Here is a 22,789-nt window from a genome sequence, read left to right on the forward strand (position 1 = left end):
CGCGCATTGCGTGGAGTTGGCGAAGGCATCCTTATCGGACTATGGTTGGTGGAAGAAACGGTTGAAGCTGCAAAGCGCTCGTACGGGCGGCAGCCGCATGATAGGCCAATATTACTCGTGATAGAGCCTTGGGAATGGGTGCACCGCTCTGCTGTTTGCCAATTACCCTTGTACTTAAGATCCACCCAGTGGCCAATGGCCGAGGGACAGAGCCGCTGCCTCGCCTGTCACTGGAAATCCCCTTGCAGGGCTTGGTCGCAGTAGCGTCACCGTCACGGGCACTCAGATCGCCTGACTGAGGAAGAACCGTAGCATCTCGGCGGACGCATCCGGGCCGGCCGGGTTCGTGTAGGATCCTGCAGCGCTCCCACCCGACCACGCATGGCCGGCGCGATGCAACTGCCAGTATTCCGCGACGGCTCTGCCAGCGCTGTCCAGTATTTCTGTCCGGGTGAAACCGAGCTCCTCACCGCCATGCTGTATCTGCCGACGCGCAGCATTGCACGATCCCTGCGCCGGATGCAGGAATTGCTCCAGCACAGCCTCGCCATTGTACGGGTGCACTTTATCATCCATGTCGCCATGAAACACTATGATCGGTACCGGCGTGGTGACCTTGCCCGCCACCCGGGCGCGCCCGGAACGAGCCTTCTTCATGGCCGCCATGCCCGACACCAAGTCACGCGCCGTGCCGACAGGCAGTCCGGAGTGCACACCGATCGCGGCGTACACGTCGGGATAAGTTGCGCCCATGACCGCCGCCATCGCACCGCCGGCCGACAAGCCTGCCACATAGACGCGATGCTGATCTCCTTGCCAACGCGCGGTGACCTCGCGCGTCATCCCCGCGATCAGTGAAGGCTCCCTGCTTTCTCTCCCCTGCTGTTCCGCTTCAAACCAATTCCAGCACAGCGTCGGATTTGCCTGGCGCGACTGCTCCGGATACAGCACGAGACAGTCGTGCGCCTCGGCCAGGACATTCATTGCCGTACCCGCGGCAAAATCGTCAGCATTCTGCGTGCAGCCATGGAGCATCACAATCAACGGACGAGGCGTAGTAGCCGGCCTGGACGGCACATACAGCTTGTAGTCCAGCCGGTCCTTGGCAGAGTTGAATGACCCTTGTAGAAATTCGCCTGGCGCGCGCGGATCATACGCAGGCATACGGGCTCGCCCAATTGCTGGCGGATACCTGCGCGAGCGCTGGGGCGCATCCCTCACGACATCCTTCGCGCAGTGCGCTTTCTGCAGCCATTCTGGCAATGGGTTCAGGTCGATTGGCTCCGGGACCGACATCTCCCCGCGAGGAGCGTCGTGGGTGGGAAGCAGTCCAGCAGCCTTGAGCGCCTGTTGGATAACATGCGTGGCCGCACGCGGATCGTTATCCTGGGTAAGCCGTGCAGCTGCCGTCATCTGGTCGAGAAATTTTTCAAAAGGACTCATCGTCTGTCCATTCCTATGTGTGAGTGCGGTCAGCCAAGGCATCTCTGACGGCGGGTGAAGCGATAAATGCCCCTAGTACCTGGATCGATGCAATGGCAGCGCGGGCAAGCTCCGGGCTCACATCATCTTCTATGGTGGCCAGTCCGAGTACGTGGATTTCGAGACGCTCTCCGGTCGCTACGACGCGCTCTAAATCCGCGCGGGAATAGCGCTGCAGACCAGTCACAAACCGTTTGCGCACTACAGTCGATCGGATCGCCTCCGCATGCTGCTGCAATAGATTGCGAACAGCCATGCGGACGAAATCCGTGCGATTGGTGTAGAAGCCCTCCCCCACCAGCAGATCCATTTGGGCAAGGTCCACCAGGCCCAGATTGATGGTGACTTTGTCGGTGTCAGGCAACTTGGACTTAATGTCAACGATCTTCATATATCCTCCCTCGATACTCCATATGGAGTATCAATCGTTAAAATCAAGATGGTCTTTTCTCTTGACGCGCAGCAGTGAACTTGCCGAACGTCTGCATCTGCCGCCAGATCATCGCTTTTAGCAACGCCGATCAATTCGAAACCGATGTGGCTCAGGTTGATTGTCAGCGAGCGAGCGCGAAGGTCCTGGCCCGGGAGAAGTGGCAGGCGTTAGCTTGTGCAGGGCCTGGCGCCGCACGTACTCTGCTAATGCAGAACCCGGGTATCATGGCCTGCAAACCAGAAAGCAGGCGGTTCAAGTCGCGAGTTGGAGGCTCGTTGCTGATCAGAAAGCATGGCAGTGCCTGCCCACATCACGTGTGCGAGGTGACCCACGAAATTGACTGCCGCATCTTTGCCTATGGTGGCAGGTCGGCGTCCACGCTGCCTTTACGCGACGCGTGACAGCCCTAGTCAGTAATGGACCAGTGACATCGTTGCCTGACGTTGATACTCGGCCATTTACACGCGCGAAGCGCATCGCGGCACTGCATCTCTGGCTGCATGTGCACCGCTAGCCAGGCTGCTGGTTGTGAGAATGGCTTGCGCGATCTTTCAGCAGGCCACCGCATTCCAGCGCCCTTGTTTTCAATATGAGCGCATAATGAATCCATCAAGAGAACTTCGTGTAACGGTACCGCCTGTAATTGACCGGACACGAGTTTCCCGTCAATCTGGAGGTCACGTTATGCGAAAGAGTATAGAGCGACGGCGGAAGAACGGCCGTGCGGCCGACATTGAGCATGCTGTGCTATTGATGCAGACGCACGGACAATCCTACGCTTCCAGGTACCTCAAGAATATGAAGTTTCCCGACGAAACCATCGCGCGCGTGCTATCGCTGAATCCTAGTGAGCGTCGAAATGTACCGCCTTGCGTTGGACTACGCAGCACCTGGTCCGAAGGGCCAAACGATACGCAGGAGCAATCTACTCGTCCGCTCAGTTACACCTTCCGCGGAAAATTCATTCGCGACCGCTAATATCCTGCGCTGCAATGAGACAGCCTCGGGTGCCTCCCTTAGGTGGCGCACGCCAGATGACTGCCGCGGCAAGTCAAGACTGGCGCCGCCTCGGCCGCATACAGCGCCAGCCGAAGCTCAGCCCGCGTTCGTAGTGGACATTCTGGCACATCCTGAATTGGAGGAGCACGTCAGTTCATCATAGTTTTTGGGGTTCGAACGCCACATCCAGGTGCTGCATGGCGCACTCCAGCCCAAGCGTCTTGGCACTGCTGACCATCCAGGCTGAAACCGACATGTGATAGTGCGTCACAACCTGTCCGCTGCCTCGTCCAATGCTGATATGACAGTTCCAACTCATGTTGGGTTTGCCCTTCGCTTCATTGGTCACAAGACATGTGATCGCATGATTGCGTTACCGTAGCACTTCCATTCGCTTCCCCTTCGGCGGGACGCCGCCCGGGCGTCCCGCCGTTGAGAGACTTCACTACTCATCGCTGCTGCTCGCCTGGCCAACTGGCCTCCGGGCAAATGGCCACTTGCTATGATCGGGCGTTTCGGCAGATTTTCCCACAGTGTTTTCGTCGCCCAACTCATCATCCTGGCGGGTACCTCTATCTCCCCGATCAGGTTCCCCGTTTGCTCGCCGGGTCTCTTCCTGTGCAGCCTGTTCCTGGTCGCTGAACCCTTGCTGCGCCGATCGCACGGATTGTGCATTGCCTTCCTGTTGCGAATCCCCGTCCATATCTTCCACAGCATCTTCCGGCACGGCTGCATCAGCGCTTTTCAAACGAGGGGTTTCAGTGCTATCGCTACGGCTTTTATTCGTTTCCATGTTCTTGCTCCGTCTTGAAAGTGATACCCCTGTATAGCGGGCTTAGACATGGTATTAGAGTGTCTGGCGCTAGTCGTAGGCGCACACCTCCCTCCCGCGTAGGAGGCGCAGCCCTGAGGGAGAAGATGGCGTGGTATTCGCTACCGCTTGACGACAGCTGTAATTGGGTTTGTATGCGTCCGGCAGACGCTTCCATACTGTCGAAACAATCCAGGATATTTTTCAAATCGACGGCCATGGGGGGCACCAGGACTTTGACACTGGCCGACGCCCCAAATCTGCTCGCTATGCTTGGCTCTACCCCGTTGGCCGGGCAAAATCCCCCACCCCTGGCCGGGTCAAAATCCCCCACCTCCTGACCGAGTAGCGCTGCTGTAGGCTGGCGGTCCCCGGAGAGCAATCCCGCTGGCAGGACGTAACCTTACCCCTTCGACCATCGAAGGGGAGCATGGAGGGTGAACGTCTTGAAACCAAACAAACGCACCACAGTCGCCACGCTGCTGGCAACCGGCACCAGCCAGCGCGAGATAGCGCGGCTGACCGGGGTGGACCGAAAAACCATCCGCCGCCTGGCGCTGGGCACGACCGGGCCGGAACCAAATTCCCCCACCCTGGCCGCCGGATCAGCGACAGCAAATTCCTCCACCCCGGCCACCGGCGCCCCGCTTGAAATTCCCCCCACCCCGGCCACCGGCTCCAGATACCGGCCCGCAGTCCCTGTGCGAACCACACCGTGCCTTCATCGAGGCCCAGCTGCGCCTTCGCCGCAACTACACGGCGATCTATCAGGACCTGGTCGACCAATTCGGCTTCACGGGCCGCTACAACAGCGTCAAGCGCTTCGCCGGCCGTCTGGTGCAGCGCGATCCGGAGCAGTTCGACCGCCTTGAGTTCGCGCCCGGCGAGGAAGCCCAGGTCGACTACGGCGAGGGCGCGCTGACGCGCATCGCCGGCAGCGACCGATACCGGCGGCCACGCCTGTTCGTCATGACCCTGCGTTACTCGCGGCGCTGCTTCCGGCGTGTGGTCTGGAAATCATCGAAGGAAACGTGGGCCCAACTGCACGAGCAGGCCTTCCGGTACTTCGGCGGCACCACGGCCTACGTCGTGCTCGACAACCTCAAGGAAGGCGTCATCAAGCCCGACCTGTACGAACCGGAGCTGAACCCCGTCTACAGGGACGTGCTGGCCCACTACGGCGTCGTCGCCGACCCGGCCAGGGTGCGTGACCCAAACCGCAAGGGTACGGTCGAAAACGCGATCCAGCACACCCAGAGCACCGCGCTCAAGGGACGCCGCTTCGAGACCATCGAGGAGCAGAACGCCTTCCTCGAACAATGGGAAATCAAGTGGGCGGCGCCGCGCATCCACGGCAGCGCAAAGCGCCAGGTCGAGGCCATGTTTCAGGAGGAACGCGCCCACCTCGGCGCGTTGCCGCAGCAGGGCTTCGGCTATTACACCGAGTGCGAGCGCACCGTCGCCGACGACACCTGCATCCGCATCGACCATAGCAGCTACGCGGCGCGCCCGGCGAAGATCGGCAGCCGGGTGCTAGTGCGCCTGTTCGAGCGCCACGTCGAGATCCGCGACCGCTTCACGCTGGCCCTATTGCGCACGCATCCGCGCGCCCAGCGCCCCGGCAGCGTGCTGCTGCCCGACGATGAGCGGCCCTTCAACCCCTCACGCGAAACGCGCCGCATCCTGGCCCAGGCCGGCGACATCGGCGACGCCGCGCTGGCCCTGTGCCAGCAATGGTTCGAGCATGAAGGGCGAGTGGGCCAGCGCAAGCTGCGCGGCGTGGTGGGTCTGGCCAAGCGCTTTCCGCGCCGTCTGATCGACCAGGCTTGCGCCCAGGCTTTGCAGGAGAACGTGCGCAACTACAAGTCGATCAAGGTCCTGACCGAACGCTTGCTGGCGCAGGCGCTGGCCAAGATCGACGCGCCGCTCCAGGCCGAACTGGACCTGCAGCAGCACCATCCACTGATCCGCGAAGGCGAGGACTACGCCGACCTGTTCACGCGCGCGGCGAACGCCAGCGCCGCCATTACACCGACCACGGAGGCACCATGAGCATGAGCATGAACGAAATCGAGCGCGCCCTGCGCGAGCTGCGTCTGTCGGGCATCCGCGCCACTCTCGACACCCGCATCTTGCAGGCCCAAGCCAACCAGGAGCCCTTCCTCGACACCTTCTCGCTGATCCTGCAGGATGAACTGGACCGGCGCCGTTCGCGCCTGATGGAACGGCGCTTCCAGCAAAGCGGACTGGATGAACGGATGTCGCTGGCCGACTTCGACTGGCGTTTCAACCCCAAGCTGCCACGGGCCGCCTGCTTCGAGCTGCACACCCTCAAGTTCGTCGCCGAGGGGCAGAACGCCCTGATCATCGGCAGGCCAGGGACCGGCAAGAGCCACATCGCCAAGGCGGTGGCCTACCAGGCCACGCTGCAGGGGCACAACGTGCGCTACCTGGAGGCCGACGGCGCGTTCGCGGCCTATGCGCTGGGTGGCGATGCCGAACAACGGCAGCAGCTACGTACCTTGATCGACGCCGATCTTCTGGTCCTCGACGATCTGTTCCTGGCGCGCCGTATCGGCGACAAGGCCGGTGAGCTGCTGCAGACGCTAGTGCACCAGCGTTACAAACTCAAGCGCAGCATCGTGGTGACCTCCAACCGGGTCGTGCAGGACTGGGGCAAGTACCTTGGCGACAACACGATGGCGACCACCATCTTGGATCGGCTCATGCACAGGGCGCAGATCCTGGAGTTCGAGGGAAAAAGCTACCGACTGAAGGAGGCAGCGTCGCGGCTTACGCGCTTGACGTCTGCCGACGTCAAGCAGGACTGACAAGGCCGGCGGCAGGAACATGAACTACAATCCGGACTGTCCTGCCTGGGGGAATTTGACCTGGCCAAAGGTGGAGGAATTTAACCTGGCCAACGGGGGCTCTACGGCAATCTGGTTCGCCGCACACATGCTGCATTCGCCGCATCGAACGGAGAGAAACCTTGCTTCCAATAGGTCCGCATCTCAAGGGTAGGCCAGCCTCGAAATGGTGCATAGCACTTCTTCGTCAGTTCCCGCCACTCGCGCCATTCCAACGGCTGCTGTTCCACTGAGCTTAACCTTTTATATGATTTATAGCGTTTTTCGTTTGCAGCACTGTCATAAGCTGCACTGCCAAGGATCATCCAAACCCAGCTATCCGACTGCGCTGAAGGCAATCTGCAGAGCTCCTCCCGAAATTTCATCTTGGGTATTCAGTCGAAAGCGTAGATCAGTCAGTTTGGACGACATGGTCCGTGACCGACCGGCACAAAGAGGCCCGCAGATGCGAGCCGATGCCTTTGCAGGCCGAGAATTTTTTATATGCGGAAGAGCAAGCGACCCGGGAACGCCCATCGTCCCGTTCTGTACCTGACTTATGTCGGTACTCTTTGATTCACCCTAGCCCCTACGCCGGTGGTGAAGCGCACGCTTGGCAAGCAAGCAATTTACGAAAAAGAAGCCCGCTCACGAGGGCAGCAATCAGTGGCACAAGAAAAGGAGACTGAGGACGCGCACGGATCCAACACCGTTGGCATCGACGCGTGACTCAAATTCCTGAGATACGCATCTGTTTACCGCCTGGCGCGAGAACAAAAAGATGCGAGACCTGTTGTTTTGCTCCATCGACGCAAATCAGGAAACGGCCAACAAACCGGCCTGCTGAAGCGGGCTCAAGTCCTAAGAGCCTCCCTTGCTCAAGAATCCCGCGAGGTTGTCATGTGGATTAAATGGAAAAGACCTTGCCGTAGCGTTGCCGCCATATGCAAATCCTATTTTAGTTTGTCCGCGGAATTACCGCGTCTGCATAGCGGCCCTCCCGCTATTTTCGTGCTACCGTCCCATGGTGTTGTCATATTGATATTGATTGGCAACATTCGGTTTGGGCATTTATTTGCCTGCGCCTTGGCGACGGCGCTGCACGATCTGGCGCCTTCTAATGTTGATCTTGCTAACAAGGGGTTGCAATGAAGAAAATATCTCAGAAATTGGCTACGGCGGCTGCCGCATGCCTGATCACGGGTAGCGCCTTTGCCGACATCGGCACGGCGTCTGTAAACGATGTAACGCTAGCTGGAAAAGTGGCGGATGCCTTTGCCTATCAGGCAGGATGGAATCCACAGTCAGGTCCAAACGGTGACACCAGCGGGTTTGGCACTACTTTCAATGCGTTCGGCAGCAGCTCTACCTGGGACCTGCTTGGCAAGAAGGATGGCAGCCCGCCATTCAGTACGACGGGGCCATTGGAGTTCACGCTCACAGGTTCCGGCAGCAACGGCACATGGACCGTAACTAACACCGGCGCCACGGGAATGCAATTGGACCTGGTGTTTGCCCTCCATGCCGGCAATCAAGGCGGAGCCTGGTTGTTCGATAACCAAAACATTGCAGCCGGCCAGACCTTGGACGGTACCTGGCGTATGAACTGGACCGTTGGCAATAACGGGAGCAATCCTGATTTCTCGAATGCGACGATCTTTGGCCGCGACGCGGCAACCACGCCAGTTCCTGAACCGGCAACTTATGGCATGCTCCTGGCAGGTTTAGGCCTGGTCGGCGCCATCGCGCGCCGTCGTCGTGACGAGTAATCATTCACTGCAGTAGTAGTCTTTAACGTAGTCGCGGATTCGCGTGCCGGCCCGATACTGATTTGGCCACCCGCCGGCCTGCCCGCGCCAACCTTTAGTTCACAGGCAGCTACCAAGAAAAGTGACATGCGTCCAGCAGCGCGGGCGGTGAGCCCAACGGTAGTTGCTTCAGCTTCGACCAGCATCGCTTCTTCAGCGACGAACAGCATCGCTTGTTACCATTTCCGCAGCCAGGTGCATGGCAGGCGACCAGCCCCCAACCTCAAGTCGCAATCATTACGCACCACCTCGTGGGCCAAGAGCGGCGTTACACCCTAGCCAGCTCAAGGCGAAGCAAGACGGCAGGCACCAGTCGCCATCAAGGACAGGCATTGGAGGGGGTGAACCGGCCCGGGATTTTGAGAGGCCCCTTGGTTTGAGTCAGGCCGGGATGGCTTGACTCGAAAGTTGACGATAGTAATTCAATTCAGCTTCAGGCGGGATGTGGCCAAGCGGTACCAGTAATCGGTGATGGTTAAACCAAGACACCCATTCCAGCGTTGCTAGTTCGACGGCTTCGCGGGTCTTCCAGGGAGCGCGGCGGTGAATCAGCTCGGCTTTGTATAAACCGTTGATGGTCTCGGCCAGGGCGTTGTCATAGCTGTCGCCTTTAATGCCGACCGACGGCTCGACACCCGCCTCGGCCAAGCGCTCACGGTAGCGAATCGAGACATATTGCGAGCCCCTGTCGCTATGGTGGATCAATGCATCATCGCGCTCCGGCTGACGAGCGTACAGCGCCTGCTCTAGCGCGTCCAACAAGAAGTCCGTGCGCATCGAGCTGCTGACGCGCCAGCCGACGATGCGGCGGGCGAAGACATCAATGGCGAAGGCCACATAGACAAAGCCCTGCCAGGTCGACACGTACGTGAAGTCAGACACCCAGGTTGCGACGATCAGCACGGAATTGGCATCAACTCGGTTTTGCGGGCATGGCACTGCCGCGTCGCGCACCGTGGTGCGTATGACTTTGCCGCGTATCACACCACGCAGCCCATCGCGACGCATCAGGCGCTCTACGGTGCAGCGAGCCACCTCAAACCGCTCACGCAACAATTGGCGCCAGACCTTCTCGGCTCCGTAGACCCGGAAGTTGGTTTCCCACACACGGCGAATGTGAGCACTCAAAAAGTCGTCACGATGAGCACGGGCGCAGCGCAGCGCCGGATTGCGCTTCAGCGCGGCATGGCGCCAGTATAGTTGGATGGCGCAACCTGAAGCAGTTTGCGAAGCCACTCAGCGCCGTAATTACCTCTGTGCTGATCGATGAAAGCAATCACGGCTTGAAGCGGCGGTCGAGTTCCGCCTGGGCGAAAAAAGCACTGGCCAGACGCAGGATCTCATTGGTCTTGCGCAGCTCTTTTACTTCTCGCTCCAAGGCACAGATTCGTTCTTGCTCGCTCGTCGTGGGGCCGGCCCGCAGACCCGCATCAGTTTCATGTTGCCGCACCCAACCCCGCAGCGCCTCGGGTGTGCAGCCGATCTTGTTGGCGATGGACATAATCGCGGCCCGCTGCGAATCGTGCTGGCTGACCGATTCCTCGACCATACGCACAGCGCGTTCCATCACTTCCGGGGAGTATCGTGCAGATTTCTTGTTCATAGACTCCATTCTCTCAAAGATTGGAGCCTCTCAGATTTCCGGGCCGGTTCAATATCAAATGCCAATAGCTCGAGCATTCGAAATGTGCTAGCCTGGAAAGTTCGCAGTGTGGATCGAGTTAAAACTTGGTCTGGGTTCTCTGGAGAGCGCACTGATGGCCTAAGGGTGACGGCTTCCAAGTCCAAGCTGCTGACGCTTCGCCCACGGAGGAACATCATGGGAACCATCTGTACCGAACGAAGGCACGACAACGAACAGGTCCGCTATCTCGAGCACGCAATTGACCTTGTGCGCACGCATGGCTGGCGATACGCAGTAGCGTACCTAAGGAACCAACGGGTCGCCGAAGCGACGCTGCAACGCGTCTTGTTTGGCGAATGGGGCCGCCGTCGTTCCATTATTAGCCGGCTGATCATTTTCCAGCAGTTGCGCCTGCGCTATCGTTGACCCACCGTCCTCCACTCCTTGGGGTCAGGAGCAACAAAACGCACCACATGCGACCACCATCCAACACGGTACGCCACCACATCACCAACACCACGCGCTGCCACCTCGCTGGCGACGATAGTACGTGGAATACATAGCGCGCCGGACATACTGAACTAAGGGGCAGCATCTGAGCGCCCCCTGATATCGAGACTGGCCCTGCTGACCGATATCCATCGCCGACGCATTTCCTGGGCTGCCCCTCCGAAAGCTACCTTAGCCACCGCAGGGAGGACTCAATGGCAAACCTACTGCAGTGGAAAGTGTCCTACTGCCGATCGGATGGCAGCACTGGCCTAGTCTACATTGGGCTTCCCAATGAACGCATGGGTTCTGACCTGATGGACCGCATCCTACAATGGGATACCGACCACCAGTACTTGAAGGTGGACGCACGAAATGCAGCCAATCAGCTTGTGCAGGCGACCGCATTCTTTGAGCTAATGGTATTTCACAGATCCATGCGCGATCGTTGGATGACAATCTCGATGCGGCCTCGGACGTCTAATATTCCGCCACGCATTACGGCGCCTGGTCGCTTCGGCCCGCCTGGCGCAAAGAGAACGGCGCACTGAGGCGAACAACTTGCTTCGTCAAGTCGACCACTAGCGCACCGCACGTTGACCAGCCAAACAATAATGCCCCCCATTTCCAGGCATGCTGAAATGGGGGGGCGCTTGCTTCTCGCAACAGCCCCCATTGCGTAATGGGTGTTCCGATGCTCAAGCGGCGCAGATCCCGCCCACTATTCGCACGACAGCCTCGCACGCTCAAGTCCCGACGGCGCGCCGATCCCATGACGCACGATGGCACGAGACCGCTACAAACACCCTGCAAGGGCGCCTGCACGACCTGATCTTGCCGCACCCATTCAGCACGCGCGATGATTGCACGTAGACCCAGCCGCAATAAAGCCTATACTGAACTTGCAGGGACACAATGGGAGGACCTATGGAACTGCTTGAAGCAAATGATTTGGCGGAGTTTGCGAACATTTTGCGACGGCATCGCATGCCGTGTGCAGACTTTTCCCTGAGCGCTACCGATACCACGGATCCAAAGACCGATGAAATACCCGCCTTACAAGGTGAACTGACTGTACGCCGCACATCGACGGGCCAATCCAAACAGTACTTCATCAGTGACGCCACGTCGTGGCTAGACCTGTTCCACAACGACATCAGGGGTGGCGCCTTCGTTGCGCAGACCACCCTGGACGTACGCCACTACACATACAGGGCACTCCGGGCCAAGCACTGAATGCACCGCTATGCTGTAGGCGTTGCGCCAAAAGCCGCGCACCTCCGAGCGGCAAGGTTTTATCGCCCCGTTGGCAGTGCGGCAGGGATGTCTATATCAGGGTGAATTCCTGGGTATCTAACCATCGTTGCGTCAGTTTGGCATCACGCTGACGGAGGGCACCATGCAGGATTGCACTGATAAGTCGCGGCGCGAAGACCAGTGGACCGCCGCCATTGTGCAGTATGCGATTGCACTGAGCGACATCGTCGGTATCGCCAGCGCGGAACGCTATCTACTCTCCCGCTGCGTGCCCTTGTGCGTGGTTCAACGCGTCCTTTCCGGTCATGCCGATCTTCGTCGCTCGACGGCACGTATGGCACCGCATGGCAACTAATGGCCGCAGTATCGCCACACATCGCCGCGAACCCCACAACAACGTCTGCGGCAGTGCTGTACTGCCATGGCTAGTTTGACCTGTGCCTGCCTAGGCGCTTTTGCCGGTACATCTCTTCATCGGCGCGGACAAGGTATTCGGACAGAGGCGCTTCGCCAACGAGGTCGCAACTGATGACGCCAATACTCAACGACAACGCACAGCCTGTGGGCCTTCCCACGTTGAACCGTGCCATTTTCCCTTTCAACCGTTTCACGATGGCACGCGGCGTGGCGTTATCGAAGGTGAACGCGGCGAACTCATCACCGCCAACGCGCCCGACCACATCGGCCTGCCGGAATACACTCTTGAACATGGTTGCCGCATCGCGAATCAACGCGTCGCCCGCCGCATGACCGAACTTATCGTTGACGCGCTTCAAGCCATCGACATCAGCGAAGATCACTGCACATGCCAATTCCTTGCGGCGCGCGATCAGCAAACATTGCTCGGATTTGGACAAGAATCCGCGCCGGTTCTGCAACCCGGTCAGTTCGTCTTGTGCCGCTAGCTCGCGTGCCGCCACCTTCTCGTGCTCACTCACCCGGAGTTCCTCGATGTGGCGCGACTGGGTCGCTGTGAAGACCTGATATTGCTCATGCACCTCTTCGTCCCTATGCAACTGGTCCAGAAGGCTGTTAAGACGAACGCCAGCCAAATCCGCGATCAGTGGCAGCAGCTCAAGTGCATGCTTCTGCGTAGCAGACGCTGGCGGCTCCTTCCAGCTCAAAGCAATATGGCCGCCGGAGGCCCATAAGGGCGCCACGACTTGCATGCCGTCGTCCAGCGCAAAAGCGCCCGCGGCCTGTCCGTGCGCGCTGTCAACGACGTGCTTGTGTACACTGAGGCACATCCGGTGATTCAACTCCATGCACGCGCTGCCCAAAGACGTATCGAGGCAGTAGCAGCTGTCCCCGCTATCGGCGTTACTGATGAGTAAGATGGCATCAGGCTTCAGATCCGCCAGATGTTCCGCGATCGCGCGCAAGGCTGCCCCGATATCGATGGCGCACATCAGCGCTTTTGCCATCTGCAACAGCAATGTGAGCTCGCTCTTTGTTGGCTTATGCCGCATCACTATCTGCACTGCCCCCTCCGGTGTGACCCGGCAAGACTGCCCGGGACGATTTCGCATCATATGCACTTCATCCATCAAAACTACGGTGCAAGGCAAGCCACTCGCATGCCGACGAACAGGGGGACTTCAATCTTGTCGCCCGACGCGTAGTAGCCACGAGCGCGTAACCTTGCCATACACATCTGTCGCAAAGATCCGATCCGACCGCTTGGCCATCCCAACGGTGCCGGCACACGAAACGGGCAGTACCAGATGAGACTATGCTTCAAACGTTGGACCTGCAGGACGAAACTGCCTTCGCACCAGCAACATGCTGGCGCTTCCAACGGCGATTGCCATTTCAGACGCAACGCCATGTCTCAAAAGGCATTCTCGATGAACCCAAGTTCTGTAAATAGCACTAGGTACCGCCGGCAAAGCCTTGTATATTGATTGTACCGCTTCACAGCACCGCAAATTATTGCCGGTCTTTGTCCTGTCTTGCCGTTGCCGGCAACTCCTGCCCGATTCCCCCGATTGTTGAACCTGCTTGTTGGCGCGTTTCGCCGGGCAAGTCCCGACCATCCACATCTTTCAGGAGCTTTCAGCATGCCGCTGCAGTACCTGTGCAAGGATGCAGGGCCCGAATGTTCGAGCCCCGCATTCACCGTTGACTCGGTCCAAAGTCACCCAACATCATTGCATTCGCATTATCATCCAGATAAAAGAACGCACAGCTATCGATCAAAAAGCCAATTAGAAAAGCCCTGTAAAAACAGGGCTTTAGCTTACTTAAATGGATTAATATGCAATCTTAATAATTTACCAACTCACTCCCACTCTATTATTTGCGGCAGACCGAAGTCCTTGATTTGACGCTACTTCCTAAGCTTTCCCGCAACCGATACCAGCAGAAATACCATCACCTATTGTTCGTTTAGAGCGCCCTCTTGCTCACGATTCGACTCAATTATCCTACACCCACAAAATAGTGCGATCAAGGTCGCTAGAGCGCGGCCGCATCGGTGGCGAACATCATACTATGCCGGCAACCGAAGCCGTCCGTTGTCTCCCAGCGTAGAAATTCGCTTTGGTAGCTCGGGTTGGCAGTGGAAGCCTGTTGGGCGCCTGCAAGCATCAACTAGGCGGCCCTAGTTCTGGCCGACACGCGTGCCAGATTTCACATCCGGCGTTGCGCTGACCGGCACCTTAAATTTCGCCCTCTTGAGATCGCCAACAATGACAAGATAAGAGAAGATTGCCACGCCCGCATTGGCGGCTACAAAGACTAGCGCACCAGAGAAGGAGCCTGTGGATTGAAGGATGTAGCCAATCACGATGGGAGTCGTAATGCCGGCCAGGTTGCCAAAGGTGTTGAACAAGGCGCCAGCTTAATCCCCCCGCCTCTTTGGGCGCCGTGTCTGATACGACCGCCCAGCCAAGGGCGCCCACGCCTTTGCCAAAGAAAGCCGCCGACATTACAGCCACCACTATCCAGTCGGTCGACACATAGTTACAGATGATCATGCTGGTAGCCAGCAGCATGCCGCACACGATCGGGGTCTTACGCGCCACGGAGACCGAAAACCCACGCTTGATCATACGGTCGGAGATGATGCCACCCAGCACACCACCGATAAACCCGGCCACCGCAGGCAACGCCGCCACGAAGCCCGCCTTGAGGATGGTCATATGCCGCTCCTTGACCAGATAAACAGGGAACCAGGTCAGGAAGAAATACGTCAGCGTGTTCACACAATATTGTGCGATGTAGACGCCAAGGAACATACGATTAGCCAGCAGTTGGCGAATGCAGCCCCAAGTGTCGATGGAGGCCTTCGACGTGACGGCGGCCGACTCAAGGTCCACCAGTGCGCCCCCCTGTTCCAGCAACTCCAGTTCGGCGGCATTAATGCGCGGGTGCTCACGCCGGGCCATAAATAGTTTTCAACCAGACCACTGACATCACAATCCCCAAGCCCCCCATCACATAGAACACAGACGGCCAACCAAAGCTGTGCACCAGCCATCCCATAAGGGGCGCGAAGAGCACTGTGGCGAAGTATTGTGCGGAATTGAAGATGGCGGCCGCCTTGCCCCGTTCGGTAGTGGGGAACCAGGCGGAAGTCAGGCGGCTGTTACCCGGGAATGAAGGTGCCTCGGCTGCCCCTACCAGCAGGCGCAGGCCGAACAGCGCCGCGACGGCGGCGGCACCGGTCAGCAAGCCTACGCCCCCCATCGTCATGGTGAACAGGGACCACAGGAAGATACTGAAAAAATACGTGATCTTGGAACCGAACCGGTCCAGCAACCAGCCGCCCGGCAGTTGCGCCAACACGTAAGACCAAGCGAATGCAGAGAAGACGAATCCCATTTGCACCGCGTCCAGTCCAAGTTGCTTGCTAATCTCAGGGCCGGCGATGGAAATCGTCGCACGATCGGCATAGTTGATGGTAGTAATCACAAACAGCATCGTAAGTATGCTCCAGCGCACGCGCGTCGCCTGAGCCGCCTGATTTTTCTGCATAGTCATTTCATTGTCTCCTTTGGGGATTGAGTGTCAGTTCAGAAGCTATGCCGAAAGCCCAGGTTGTCACCCGCGTTGCCGCCGCCCGATTCAGAGTTGTTAGGGACCTACCCGGCGCCATTTTTATTGCGGATATGTGTATCGGCGGCACCCAGGTCGTTGCGCTTCGATAGCGAACACAAGTAGCCAATACCCTGGGAACTGGCGTCCTGATTTAAGCCGGTCTTGTCACCTTTGTGCATAACGGAGAACGTCAGCCTGCCTCTGCCCAGCCGCGCGCTCAGGCCCAACATTGCATCTCCTCCATCCGTTGACGGCGTCGGCTTCACACCACCATATGGATTGTTAGCGTTGCCTAATGGGGCGCTATTGAATCCCTTGTCCACGCCATAGGCAAAATACAGTTGCACCCACACCATGTTTTAGTTACCCCCCAAGAGCAGATTGCGGCCGAGGTCGTGGCCGATGGCCAAGGTAGTAGAAGTGGCCGGCACATCGGTGTTTTCGCTGCTGTGTGCGGCGACGAAGCACCAGCTCATCGGAGGAGCTCAAGGGCTCGCAAATTGCTGCGGGCGTTCGAGGACACGGGAATAGTTGCGGGTGGCGTCGATCAGCGTGCGAGTGTAAGGATGGGTGGCGCCGCCGTTGCTGAGCTGCTCGCTGGGCAAGGTGTCGACAATCCGGCCTTGCTGCATCACCGCCAAGCGGTCGCACAGGTGCACTACCACGCCAAGGTCGTGGGTAACGAGGATGTAAGTCAAGCCTTCCCGCTCGCGCAGTTCGGCCAGCAGGTTGAGGATTTCGGCCTGCACCGACACATCCAGTGCGGATGTGGGTTCGTCAAGCAACAGGATACGCGGCTCAAGGATCAGGGCGCGCGCAATCGCCACGCGCTGGCGCTGTCCGCCAGAAAGCTGATGCGGATAGCGGTAGCGGAAAGATTCGTTCAAGCCGACCTTGGCCAGCATCTGCGCCACACGCTCATCCTGCCTGTCCATCTTGTGGATCTTTAGCGGTTCGGAAAGTGCCATATCAATGGTATGGCGCGGATGAAGGGAGCCGTAGGGATCCTGAAACACCATCTGCATCAGGCGGCAACGCTCGCGCGTCAGCTTGTGTCCCAGCGCCTGGCCACCAATGCGAATCTCGCCTTCCCAATGGCGATGCAGGCCAGCCAGACAGCGCAGCACCGTGCTCTTGCCCGAACCGGATTCGCCGACCAGCCCGAACACCTCGCCCTCACCGACCGAAAAGCCCACGTCATGCAGCACCTGGTGAGATTGGCTCCCGCTGCCGAAACTCAGCTGCAAACCCTTTACCGTAATCATACGTCGATTCCTAATGAGTGAGCCAGCGCGGATCGCGCTGCAAAACGGGCAGCACCGCGCGGCGATGGTCGATGCATGGTAATGCCGCTAGCAGGCCACGCGTGTACGGATGCTGGGCGTGGTCCAGATCCGCTGCCGCAATCGATTCCACCACGCGCCCGGCATACATCACCAGCACCCGGTCGCAGAAACTGCGCACCAGATTCAGGTCATGGCTAATGAAGATCAGCCCCAGGCCGCGTTCGTCGACCAGATCATCCAGTACCGACAACACCTGCGAGCGCACCGACACATCCAGCGCCGATGTCGGCTCGTCGGCGATGACCACCTGCGGATGGGGAATCAGCATCATGGCGATCATGATGCGCTGTCCCATGCCGCCGGAAATCTCGTGCGGATAGCGCTCGTAGACACGCTGCGGCTCGCGGATGCGCACCTTCTCCAGCATCGCAATCACGCGTTCGCGCACCTGAGCGCGCGGCAGCTTGTGGTGGGCCAGCACAGCCTCGGCAATCTGGTCGCCTACGCGCATCACGGGGTTCAGCGAATATTTTGGATCCTGCATGATCATGGACATGCGCTGCCCGCGGATGGCGCGCATGGCCCTCTCGTCGGCGCGCAGCAGGTCTGTGTCGCCGAAACGCAAAACACGGGCGTCGATGCGGGCGCTGGCCGGGTGCAGCTTGAGCAGCGTGCGGCCCACGGTGGACTTGCCCGAACCGGATTCACCGACGATGGCCAGCTTTTCGCGTCCCAGCTTAAACGACACGCCGCGCACGGCATCCACCAGGCCATCGCGCGTCGCGAAGCGCACGCTCAGATCTTCCACCGCTAGTTTAATGTCAGTCATTGGTGTTTCCTTTCAGCTGCGGGGATCGAACACATCGCGCAGGCCATCGCCCAGCAGGTTGAAGGCCAGGCTGACCAGCATCACCGCCGCACCCGGCATGGCCACGAGCCACCAGCATTCCATCATGTAGCGCCGCCCCGCCGAGATCATGGCGCCCCATTCCGGTGACGGCGGCTGCGCACCGAGCCCCAGAAAGCCCAGGCCAGCGGCTGTGAGGATGATCCCGGCCATGTTCATCGTCAGCCGCACCAGCACCGACGACAGGCACAGCGGCGCAATATGGCGCAGCAGGATGCGCAGCGGCGCGGCGCCTTGCAGCTGCACGGCGGCCACGAAATCGGCTTTGCGCAGCGAACGCGTTTCGGCGCGCGCCAGGCGGGCAATCGGTGGCCAGGCGGTGAGCGCAATGGCGATCACCGCGTGTTCCAGTCCCGGGCCCAAGGCCGCCACGAATGCCAGCGCAAGCACCAGGCTGGGAAAGGAGATGAAAATGTCGGTGACGCGCATGAACAGCGCATCGACCCAGCCGCCGAAATAGCCGGAGGCGGTACCGATGGCCAGCCCGACCGGCCCCACCACCAGCGTCACCAGCGCGACAATATACAGCGTGGTGCGGGCGCCGTAGACCAGGCGGCTGAAGCTGTCACGCCCATATTCGTCGGTGCCGAACCAATGCACCGCGCTCGGCGGCTGCAAGGCTTGCGACAGATCTTGCAACAGGGGGTTGTGGGTGGCGAGCCACGGCGCACTGCACGCCACCGTGGCCAGCAGCAGGATCACCAGCAGTCCGGCCAGCGTCATGGGATTGTGCAGCAGGTGGCTCACGGCACGGCGCAGGGCCTGGTGGCGGGCGGGCATGGAAGAAGTCGTCATCAGTGCATCCGTGGATCGAAGACTTGATACAGAAGGTCGGAAAGGAGATTGAGGCCGACGAAGATGATGCCGACTACCAGCACACATCCCATCACCGCATTCATATCGCCCAGCAGCATGCTGTTGGTCAGGTACTGGCCGAAACCGGGCCAGGCGAACACGGTCTCGATCAGCACCGCCCCTTCCAGCAATCCGCCATAGGCCAGCGCCACGATGGTCAGCAACTGCACCAGGATATTGCGGAAGGCATGGCGCCAGATGACACTGGACTCCGGCAGTCCCTTCACGCGGGCCGTGAGGATGTATTCCTGCGACAGCTGGGCCAGCATGAAACTGCGCGTCATGCGGCTGATGTAGGCCATCGAATGCAACCCCAGAATCCCGGCCGGCAGCATCAGATGGCGCACGCTGTTGCCGAACGCTTCCCAGTTGCCCGCCAGCGCGCTGTCGACCAGCAGCAGGCCGGTGACGGGGCGCAGCACGCCGTCAAATTCGAGATCGATGCGCCCCGAGCCGCCGGCCCAGCCCAGCCAGGCATAGAACACCAGCAGGCCCATCATGCCGAACCAGAACACAGGGGTCGAATACCCGGTCAGGCTCAGCACGCGCACGGCATTATCCGGCCAGCGGCCACGATGGCTGGCGGCCAGCACGCCCAGCGGCACGCCGGCCAGCGTGCCGAGCACGATGGCGAAGGTGGCCAGTTCCACGGTGGCAGGGAACACACGGGCAATATCGGCACTGACGGCGTTCCCGGTCAGCAGCGAAGTGCCCAGGTTGCCGTGTACTAATTCGTTCAGGTAGCGCCCGAACTGCACCCACAGCGGCTGGTCCAGACCCAGCTGGACTGCCACCTGGTGGTAGGTCGAAGCGTCGGCATCGGGACCGACGATGGACAGCACCGGGTCGATCGGCATCACGCGCCCCACACAGAAGGTCAGCACCAGCAGACCAAGCAGGGTGACCAGGGTACTCAGCAGGCGCGTGCGCTGTGCGCTGGCGCGTGCCCACAAACTTGACATGATCTCTCCTCTCAGGCTGGGCTCAGTCTTTATAGACATCGCGCAGATGGGTGGTAGCGGACGGATGGCCGACATAGCCATGCACGCGCTTGCTTAATACGACGGTCTCCTGCATTTGCGCGATGGGCTGGATGGCGCCCACTTCGCTGTCGTACAGTTGCTGCACTTCGCGGTACATGGCATTCTGCTTCTCCTCATCGGGCTCGCGGACGGCCTGCTCGATCAGGCGGTTGATGGCCGGACTATAGAAACCGGTGCGCCAGCCCTGGAAGTTGGTGAGCCTGGCGGCATCGCTATTGTTCGGGTTGTACACCATGGCCCGCAAGTTGGCGTGCGGGTGCGGTTCCACGCCACCGCCGCCGCGTCCGACCACGATGTCGAACTTGCGGTCGCGCATGGCGCCATAGACCTGGTTGCCGGTGCCGGACAGGATGTCGGCCTGGATGCCGGCCAGCGCCAGCGTGGCCTGCAGCGACGTGGCGATATTGATCAGCGGCGGATCGGACAACACACGGATCGTCGTGTGGAAACCCTGCGCATAGCCCGCCTCGGCCAGCAACTGCCGGGCGCGCGCCACATCGAGCCGGTAGCCCGGATCGGGCAGCGCCGCCGCCAGGCCTATCATCACGGGCCGCTGGTGCGCCACGCCGTAGTTCGGCATGATGGCCTTGTTGATGCCCGCATAGTCGATCAGGCTGCGCAAGGCCAGGCGCACGCGCCGGTCCGCAAATTGCGGATTTTTCATGCTGATCGCCACGTAGTAGGAAGTGCCGCGCAGTACGGGCTGCACCACCACGCTGGCGTCGTGCTTCAGAGCTTCGATGTCCGGGCCCGCCATGCCCGCTGCCAGATCGACGTCGCCGCGATTGATCATGAAGCGCAGCGACAGCGACTCCGGAATATGGCGCATCACTACCCGCCGCAGCTTCGCCGGCCCGCGCCAGTAGCCATCGAAGCGGTCCAGCAGCATGGCATCCTTGGCGCGCCATTCCGTCAGCGAAAAGGGCCCGGAGCCAGCTGCATGCGTCAGCAGCCAGGCCGCGCCAAGGTCACCATGCTGCTGGTGCGCCAGTACTGCCTGCCGATCGAGGATGGCGGCGCTGACCGAGGTGGCCAGCGTGTATAGCACCATTTTCGGGTCGGTCGGTTCCGGGAAGTCGATGCGCAGTGTGCGGCTATCGAGCGCGCGGATCAAGCGCTCCACGTTCTTGGCGCTGAAGCCGTAGCTTTTCCATGGCGAGGCCATGGCCAGGTTGAGCTTCAGCACGCGCTGCAGCGACCAGGCCGCGTCTTCGGCAGTCAGTTCGCGGCCGGACTGGAAACGGGCACCTTGGCGCAGCGTCAGCGTCAGGCTGCCGCGGTCCGCCGCAAATTCCCAGTGTTCCGCCAGCGCCGGCTGCACGTGGTTCAAATCATGCGGATCGAGTTCGACCAGATAATCGTACAGGTTGGCCACCACGCTCAGCACGTCGTTGCCGGTGGCGCCGGCCGGATCAAGCGACAGCAGATTATTCATGTTCATGCCGATCACCAGCTGGTCGCGCGGCGTGGCGGCCAGCGCCGGCGCCGGCGCCACCGCCAGCATCAGCGCTGCCAGCAGCGCCAGCAGCCTCGCGCCGAACATGAGGAAGGTCCGTACAAAGCTCATGCGTGCGCCTTAATAGGTTTCCACGGTGTTGGCGGCAATGTACTCGAAGTCGATATCCTCGCCCAAGCCCGGCTTCTGCGACAGATGCACAAAGCCTTCGGCATCCATCGGGTCCGGCAGGCTATGCAGATAAGCGGGCGGCACATCGTAATCGAGGAAAGGGTGCAGCAGGCCGCGCTCATACCAGGTGCAATTCTTGATCGCAGCGACCACCGTCAAGTTGGCTGCGCCATTGCCGTGCACTTCGCAGTCCATGCCGAAAGCATCGGCCAGCGCCGCCACCTTCATGGTGGGCGTGATCCCCCTACTCCCGGCACGCCGGCGCGCAGGATGTCGCATGCCCCAGCCTGCACCCAGTCGGCGCGGCTGTGGTGCTTGCCCGAGATCGTTTCCGGCCCGACGATTGGAATGTCGAGCTGGTTGGCGAGCCAGGCATACGAAGCGATGCTTTGCTCGTTCATCATCTCCTCGAACCATGCGTAATTCAGTTTTTCCAGGGCGCGGCCGATGGTCAGCGCCTCGCTGCGGCTATACCAATGATACCCGTCCAGCATCAGCGTAATGTCCGGGCCGACCGCTTCGCGCACTGCCGCACATGCCTTGATGTCCATGGCCGGGCTGGGCGCGAACGACACCGGCGGCATCCAGGTATGCACCTTGATAGCCTTGTAGCCGCGCCCCACCAGCTTTTCGGCAAAGGCAGCATATTCGTCCGGCGTGGACAGGCCGCCCTGCAATTCGTCGCCGCACATGGTGCTGCCGTAGGCCGGCACCTTGTCGCGGTAGCCGCCCAGAAGCTTGTAGACTGGCACGCCAAGCGCGCGCCCGGCCAGGTCCCACAGCGCCTGCTCGACCACGGCCAGCGCGCGGTCGGTCAGTTGCCCAGCGCTGCCGCGCTGCCAGTGCACCAGGTCTTGCCACAGGCGTTCGCGGTCGAACGGGTCCTGTCCGATCAGCACTTTGCGTACAAACGCTTCCAGCACATGCGGACGCACCACTTCAACCGGCCCGAAAGCGTAACCACTGACGCCATTGTCGGCGGTGATGGTCAGCATGGCCATATTGACGCGCTTTTCGGGACCTGGATGCGAGTGGCCCGCGCTGTCCACGCTACGGCTGCTCAGATAGTGGAAAACGGTGCCTTGTACACGTTCGATTTTCATGGACTGCCTTTCTTAAAACTCGTAGGTCAGGCGCGCGTTGTAGGCGCGGCCGATCGGGCTGGCGATATTGTTGGCGTATGCGGTGGAGTTCGAGTTGGTGACGGGCGGGTTTTCGTCAAGCAGATTGCTGATGCCCAGCGACACCTTGACGTGTTTGATCCCCTTGTATGTCACG

Annotated in this window: 16 protein-coding genes, 4 pseudogenes and 1 other annotated feature; of the genes and pseudogenes, 6 read left to right on the forward strand and 14 right to left on the reverse strand. The window is 60.1% G+C overall.

Annotated features, from left to right (window positions below):
* Positions 1 to 282: 282 nt before the first annotated feature.
* From ACHMW6_RS18400 to ACHMW6_RS18410, 3 genes are all read right to left on the reverse strand, one after another.
* Complete coding sequence (locus ACHMW6_RS18400; protein ID WP_395398752.1) at positions 283 to 1,443, reverse strand: alpha/beta hydrolase family esterase; 1,161 nt, start codon at positions 1,441 to 1,443, stop codon at positions 283 to 285.
* A gap of 13 nt (positions 1,444 to 1,456) precedes the next feature.
* The gene (locus tag ACHMW6_RS18405; protein WP_395398754.1) at positions 1,457 to 1,873 is read right to left on the reverse strand and encodes a CopG family transcriptional regulator; all 417 of its coding nucleotides are present in this window, start codon (positions 1,871 to 1,873) and stop codon (positions 1,457 to 1,459) included.
* Between the two features lie 1,486 nt (positions 1,874 to 3,359).
* A complete protein-coding gene (locus tag ACHMW6_RS18410; protein ID WP_395398756.1) occupies positions 3,360 to 3,707 on the reverse strand; it encodes a hypothetical protein in 348 nt (115 codons plus the stop codon).
* 455 nt (positions 3,708 to 4,162) lie between these two features.
* On the opposite strand from ACHMW6_RS18410, the pseudogene istA reads away from it, so the two are divergent.
* From istA to ACHMW6_RS18425, 3 genes and pseudogenes are all read left to right on the forward strand, one after another.
* Positions 4,163 to 5,919: pseudogene (gene istA, locus ACHMW6_RS18415) on the forward strand (IS21 family transposase).
* Positions 5,816 to 6,556 (forward strand): IS21-like element helper ATPase IstB, encoded by a 741-nt coding sequence (gene istB, locus ACHMW6_RS18420; RefSeq protein WP_395408644.1) that lies wholly within the window; start codon positions 5,816 to 5,818, stop codon positions 6,554 to 6,556. Before istA ends, istB begins: the two are co-directional and overlap by 104 nt.
* Before the next feature lie 1,166 nt (positions 6,557 to 7,722).
* On the forward strand, positions 7,723 to 8,343 hold the full coding sequence (locus tag ACHMW6_RS18425) for a PEP-CTERM sorting domain-containing protein (protein WP_395398758.1): 621 nt from the start codon (positions 7,723 to 7,725) through the stop codon (positions 8,341 to 8,343).
* 420 nt (positions 8,344 to 8,763) lie between these two features.
* On the opposite strand, the pseudogene ACHMW6_RS18430 reads toward ACHMW6_RS18425, so the two are convergent.
* A pseudogene (locus tag ACHMW6_RS18430) lies at positions 8,764 to 9,985 on the reverse strand (IS3 family transposase).
* Positions 9,588 to 9,704: a sequence feature (AL1L pseudoknot), on the reverse strand. (Overlaps the previous pseudogene by 117 nt.)
* Before the next feature lie 216 nt (positions 9,986 to 10,201).
* Here ACHMW6_RS18430 and ACHMW6_RS18435 point away from each other — a divergent pair.
* From ACHMW6_RS18435 to ACHMW6_RS18445, 3 genes are all read left to right on the forward strand, one after another.
* Positions 10,202 to 10,432 carry a hypothetical protein gene (locus ACHMW6_RS18435; protein ID WP_395398760.1) on the forward strand — a complete coding sequence of 77 codons (231 nt, stop codon included), beginning with the start codon at positions 10,202 to 10,204 and terminating at the stop codon, positions 10,430 to 10,432.
* 990 nt (positions 10,433 to 11,422) lie between these two features.
* Positions 11,423 to 11,731 carry a transcriptional regulator gene (locus ACHMW6_RS18440; RefSeq protein ID WP_395398762.1) on the forward strand — a complete coding sequence of 103 codons (309 nt, stop codon included), beginning with the start codon at positions 11,423 to 11,425 and terminating at the stop codon, positions 11,729 to 11,731.
* A 163-nt stretch (positions 11,732 to 11,894) separates the two neighbouring features.
* Positions 11,895 to 12,107 (forward strand): hypothetical protein, encoded by a 213-nt coding sequence (locus ACHMW6_RS18445; RefSeq protein ID WP_395398764.1) that lies wholly within the window; start codon positions 11,895 to 11,897, stop codon positions 12,105 to 12,107.
* Positions 12,108 to 12,177: 70 nt separating this feature from the next.
* Here ACHMW6_RS18445 and ACHMW6_RS18450 read toward each other — a convergent pair whose 3' ends face one another.
* From ACHMW6_RS18450 to ACHMW6_RS18495, 10 genes and pseudogenes are all read right to left on the reverse strand, one after another.
* Positions 12,178 to 13,233 carry a GGDEF domain-containing protein gene (locus ACHMW6_RS18450; protein WP_395398766.1) on the reverse strand — a complete coding sequence of 352 codons (1,056 nt, stop codon included), beginning with the start codon at positions 13,231 to 13,233 and terminating at the stop codon, positions 12,178 to 12,180.
* A gap of 1,121 nt (positions 13,234 to 14,354) precedes the next feature.
* Positions 14,355 to 15,736 (reverse strand): annotated as a pseudogene (locus tag ACHMW6_RS18455) (MFS transporter).
* Positions 15,737 to 15,837: 101 nt separating this feature from the next.
* Positions 15,838 to 16,149: a hypothetical protein gene (locus ACHMW6_RS18460; RefSeq protein ID WP_395398768.1), complete on the reverse strand. Its 312-nt coding sequence runs from the start codon at positions 16,147 to 16,149 to the stop codon at positions 15,838 to 15,840.
* A 129-nt stretch (positions 16,150 to 16,278) separates the two neighbouring features.
* The gene (locus ACHMW6_RS18465) at positions 16,279 to 17,058 is read right to left on the reverse strand and encodes an ABC transporter ATP-binding protein (protein ID WP_395398770.1); all 780 of its coding nucleotides are present in this window, start codon (positions 17,056 to 17,058) and stop codon (positions 16,279 to 16,281) included.
* A gap of 10 nt (positions 17,059 to 17,068) precedes the next feature.
* Positions 17,069 to 17,908, reverse strand: coding sequence for an ABC transporter ATP-binding protein (locus ACHMW6_RS18470; protein WP_395398772.1), 840 nt, complete (start codon positions 17,906 to 17,908; stop codon positions 17,069 to 17,071).
* 12 nt (positions 17,909 to 17,920) lie between these two features.
* On the reverse strand, positions 17,921 to 18,766 hold the full coding sequence (locus ACHMW6_RS18475) for an ABC transporter permease (protein ID WP_395408646.1): 846 nt from the start codon (positions 18,764 to 18,766) through the stop codon (positions 17,921 to 17,923).
* 14 nt (positions 18,767 to 18,780) lie between these two features.
* On the reverse strand, positions 18,781 to 19,842 hold the full coding sequence (locus ACHMW6_RS18480) for an ABC transporter permease (RefSeq protein ID WP_395398774.1): 1,062 nt from the start codon (positions 19,840 to 19,842) through the stop codon (positions 18,781 to 18,783).
* On the reverse strand, positions 19,826 to 21,451 hold the full coding sequence (locus tag ACHMW6_RS18485) for an ABC transporter substrate-binding protein (RefSeq protein WP_395398776.1): 1,626 nt from the start codon (positions 21,449 to 21,451) through the stop codon (positions 19,826 to 19,828). The genes ACHMW6_RS18480 and ACHMW6_RS18485 overlap by 17 nt, the downstream gene beginning before the upstream one ends.
* A 9-nt stretch (positions 21,452 to 21,460) precedes the next feature.
* Positions 21,461 to 22,614: pseudogene (locus ACHMW6_RS18490) on the reverse strand (mandelate racemase family protein).
* A gap of 12 nt (positions 22,615 to 22,626) precedes the next feature.
* Positions 22,627 to 22,788: a hypothetical protein gene (locus ACHMW6_RS18495; RefSeq protein WP_395398778.1), complete on the reverse strand. Its 162-nt coding sequence runs from the start codon at positions 22,786 to 22,788 to the stop codon at positions 22,627 to 22,629.
* Between the last annotated feature and the right edge of the window lies 1 nt (position 22,789).

The organism is Pseudoduganella sp. UC29_106 (assembly GCF_044055365.1).
Taxonomy (GTDB): Bacteria; Pseudomonadota; Gammaproteobacteria; order Burkholderiales; family Burkholderiaceae_D; genus Rugamonas.

Excerpts from the sequence above, each read along its gene's own strand:
- ACHMW6_RS18400 (WP_395398752.1), bottom strand. The coding sequence starts at position 1,443 with ATGAGTCCTTTTGAAAAATTTCTCGACCAGATGACGGCAGCTGCACGG.
- ACHMW6_RS18405 (WP_395398754.1), bottom strand. The coding sequence starts at position 1,873 with ATGAAGATCGTTGACATTAAGTCCAAGTTGCCTGACACCGACAAAGTC.
- ACHMW6_RS18410 (WP_395398756.1), bottom strand. The coding sequence starts at position 3,707 with ATGGAAACGAATAAAAGCCGTAGCGATAGCACTGAAACCCCTCGTTTG.
- ACHMW6_RS18425 (WP_395398758.1), top strand. The coding sequence starts at position 7,723 with ATGAAGAAAATATCTCAGAAATTGGCTACGGCGGCTGCCGCATGCCTG.
- ACHMW6_RS18435 (WP_395398760.1), top strand. The coding sequence starts at position 10,202 with ATGGGAACCATCTGTACCGAACGAAGGCACGACAACGAACAGGTCCGC.
- ACHMW6_RS18440 (WP_395398762.1), top strand. The coding sequence starts at position 11,423 with ATGGAACTGCTTGAAGCAAATGATTTGGCGGAGTTTGCGAACATTTTG.
- ACHMW6_RS18445 (WP_395398764.1), top strand. The coding sequence starts at position 11,895 with ATGCAGGATTGCACTGATAAGTCGCGGCGCGAAGACCAGTGGACCGCC.
- ACHMW6_RS18460 (WP_395398768.1), bottom strand. The coding sequence starts at position 16,149 with ATGGTGTGGGTGCAACTGTATTTTGCCTATGGCGTGGACAAGGGATTC.
- ACHMW6_RS18465 (WP_395398770.1), bottom strand. The coding sequence starts at position 17,058 with ATGATTACGGTAAAGGGTTTGCAGCTGAGTTTCGGCAGCGGGAGCCAA.
- ACHMW6_RS18470 (WP_395398772.1), bottom strand. The coding sequence starts at position 17,908 with ATGACTGACATTAAACTAGCGGTGGAAGATCTGAGCGTGCGCTTCGCG.
- ACHMW6_RS18475 (WP_395408646.1), bottom strand. The coding sequence starts at position 18,766 with ATGCCCGCCCGCCACCAGGCCCTGCGCCGTGCCGTGAGCCACCTGCTG.
- ACHMW6_RS18480 (WP_395398774.1), bottom strand. The coding sequence starts at position 19,842 with ATGTCTATAAAGACTGAGCCCAGCCTGAGAGGAGAGATCATGTCAAGT.
- ACHMW6_RS18485 (WP_395398776.1), bottom strand. The coding sequence starts at position 21,451 with ATGAGCTTTGTACGGACCTTCCTCATGTTCGGCGCGAGGCTGCTGGCG.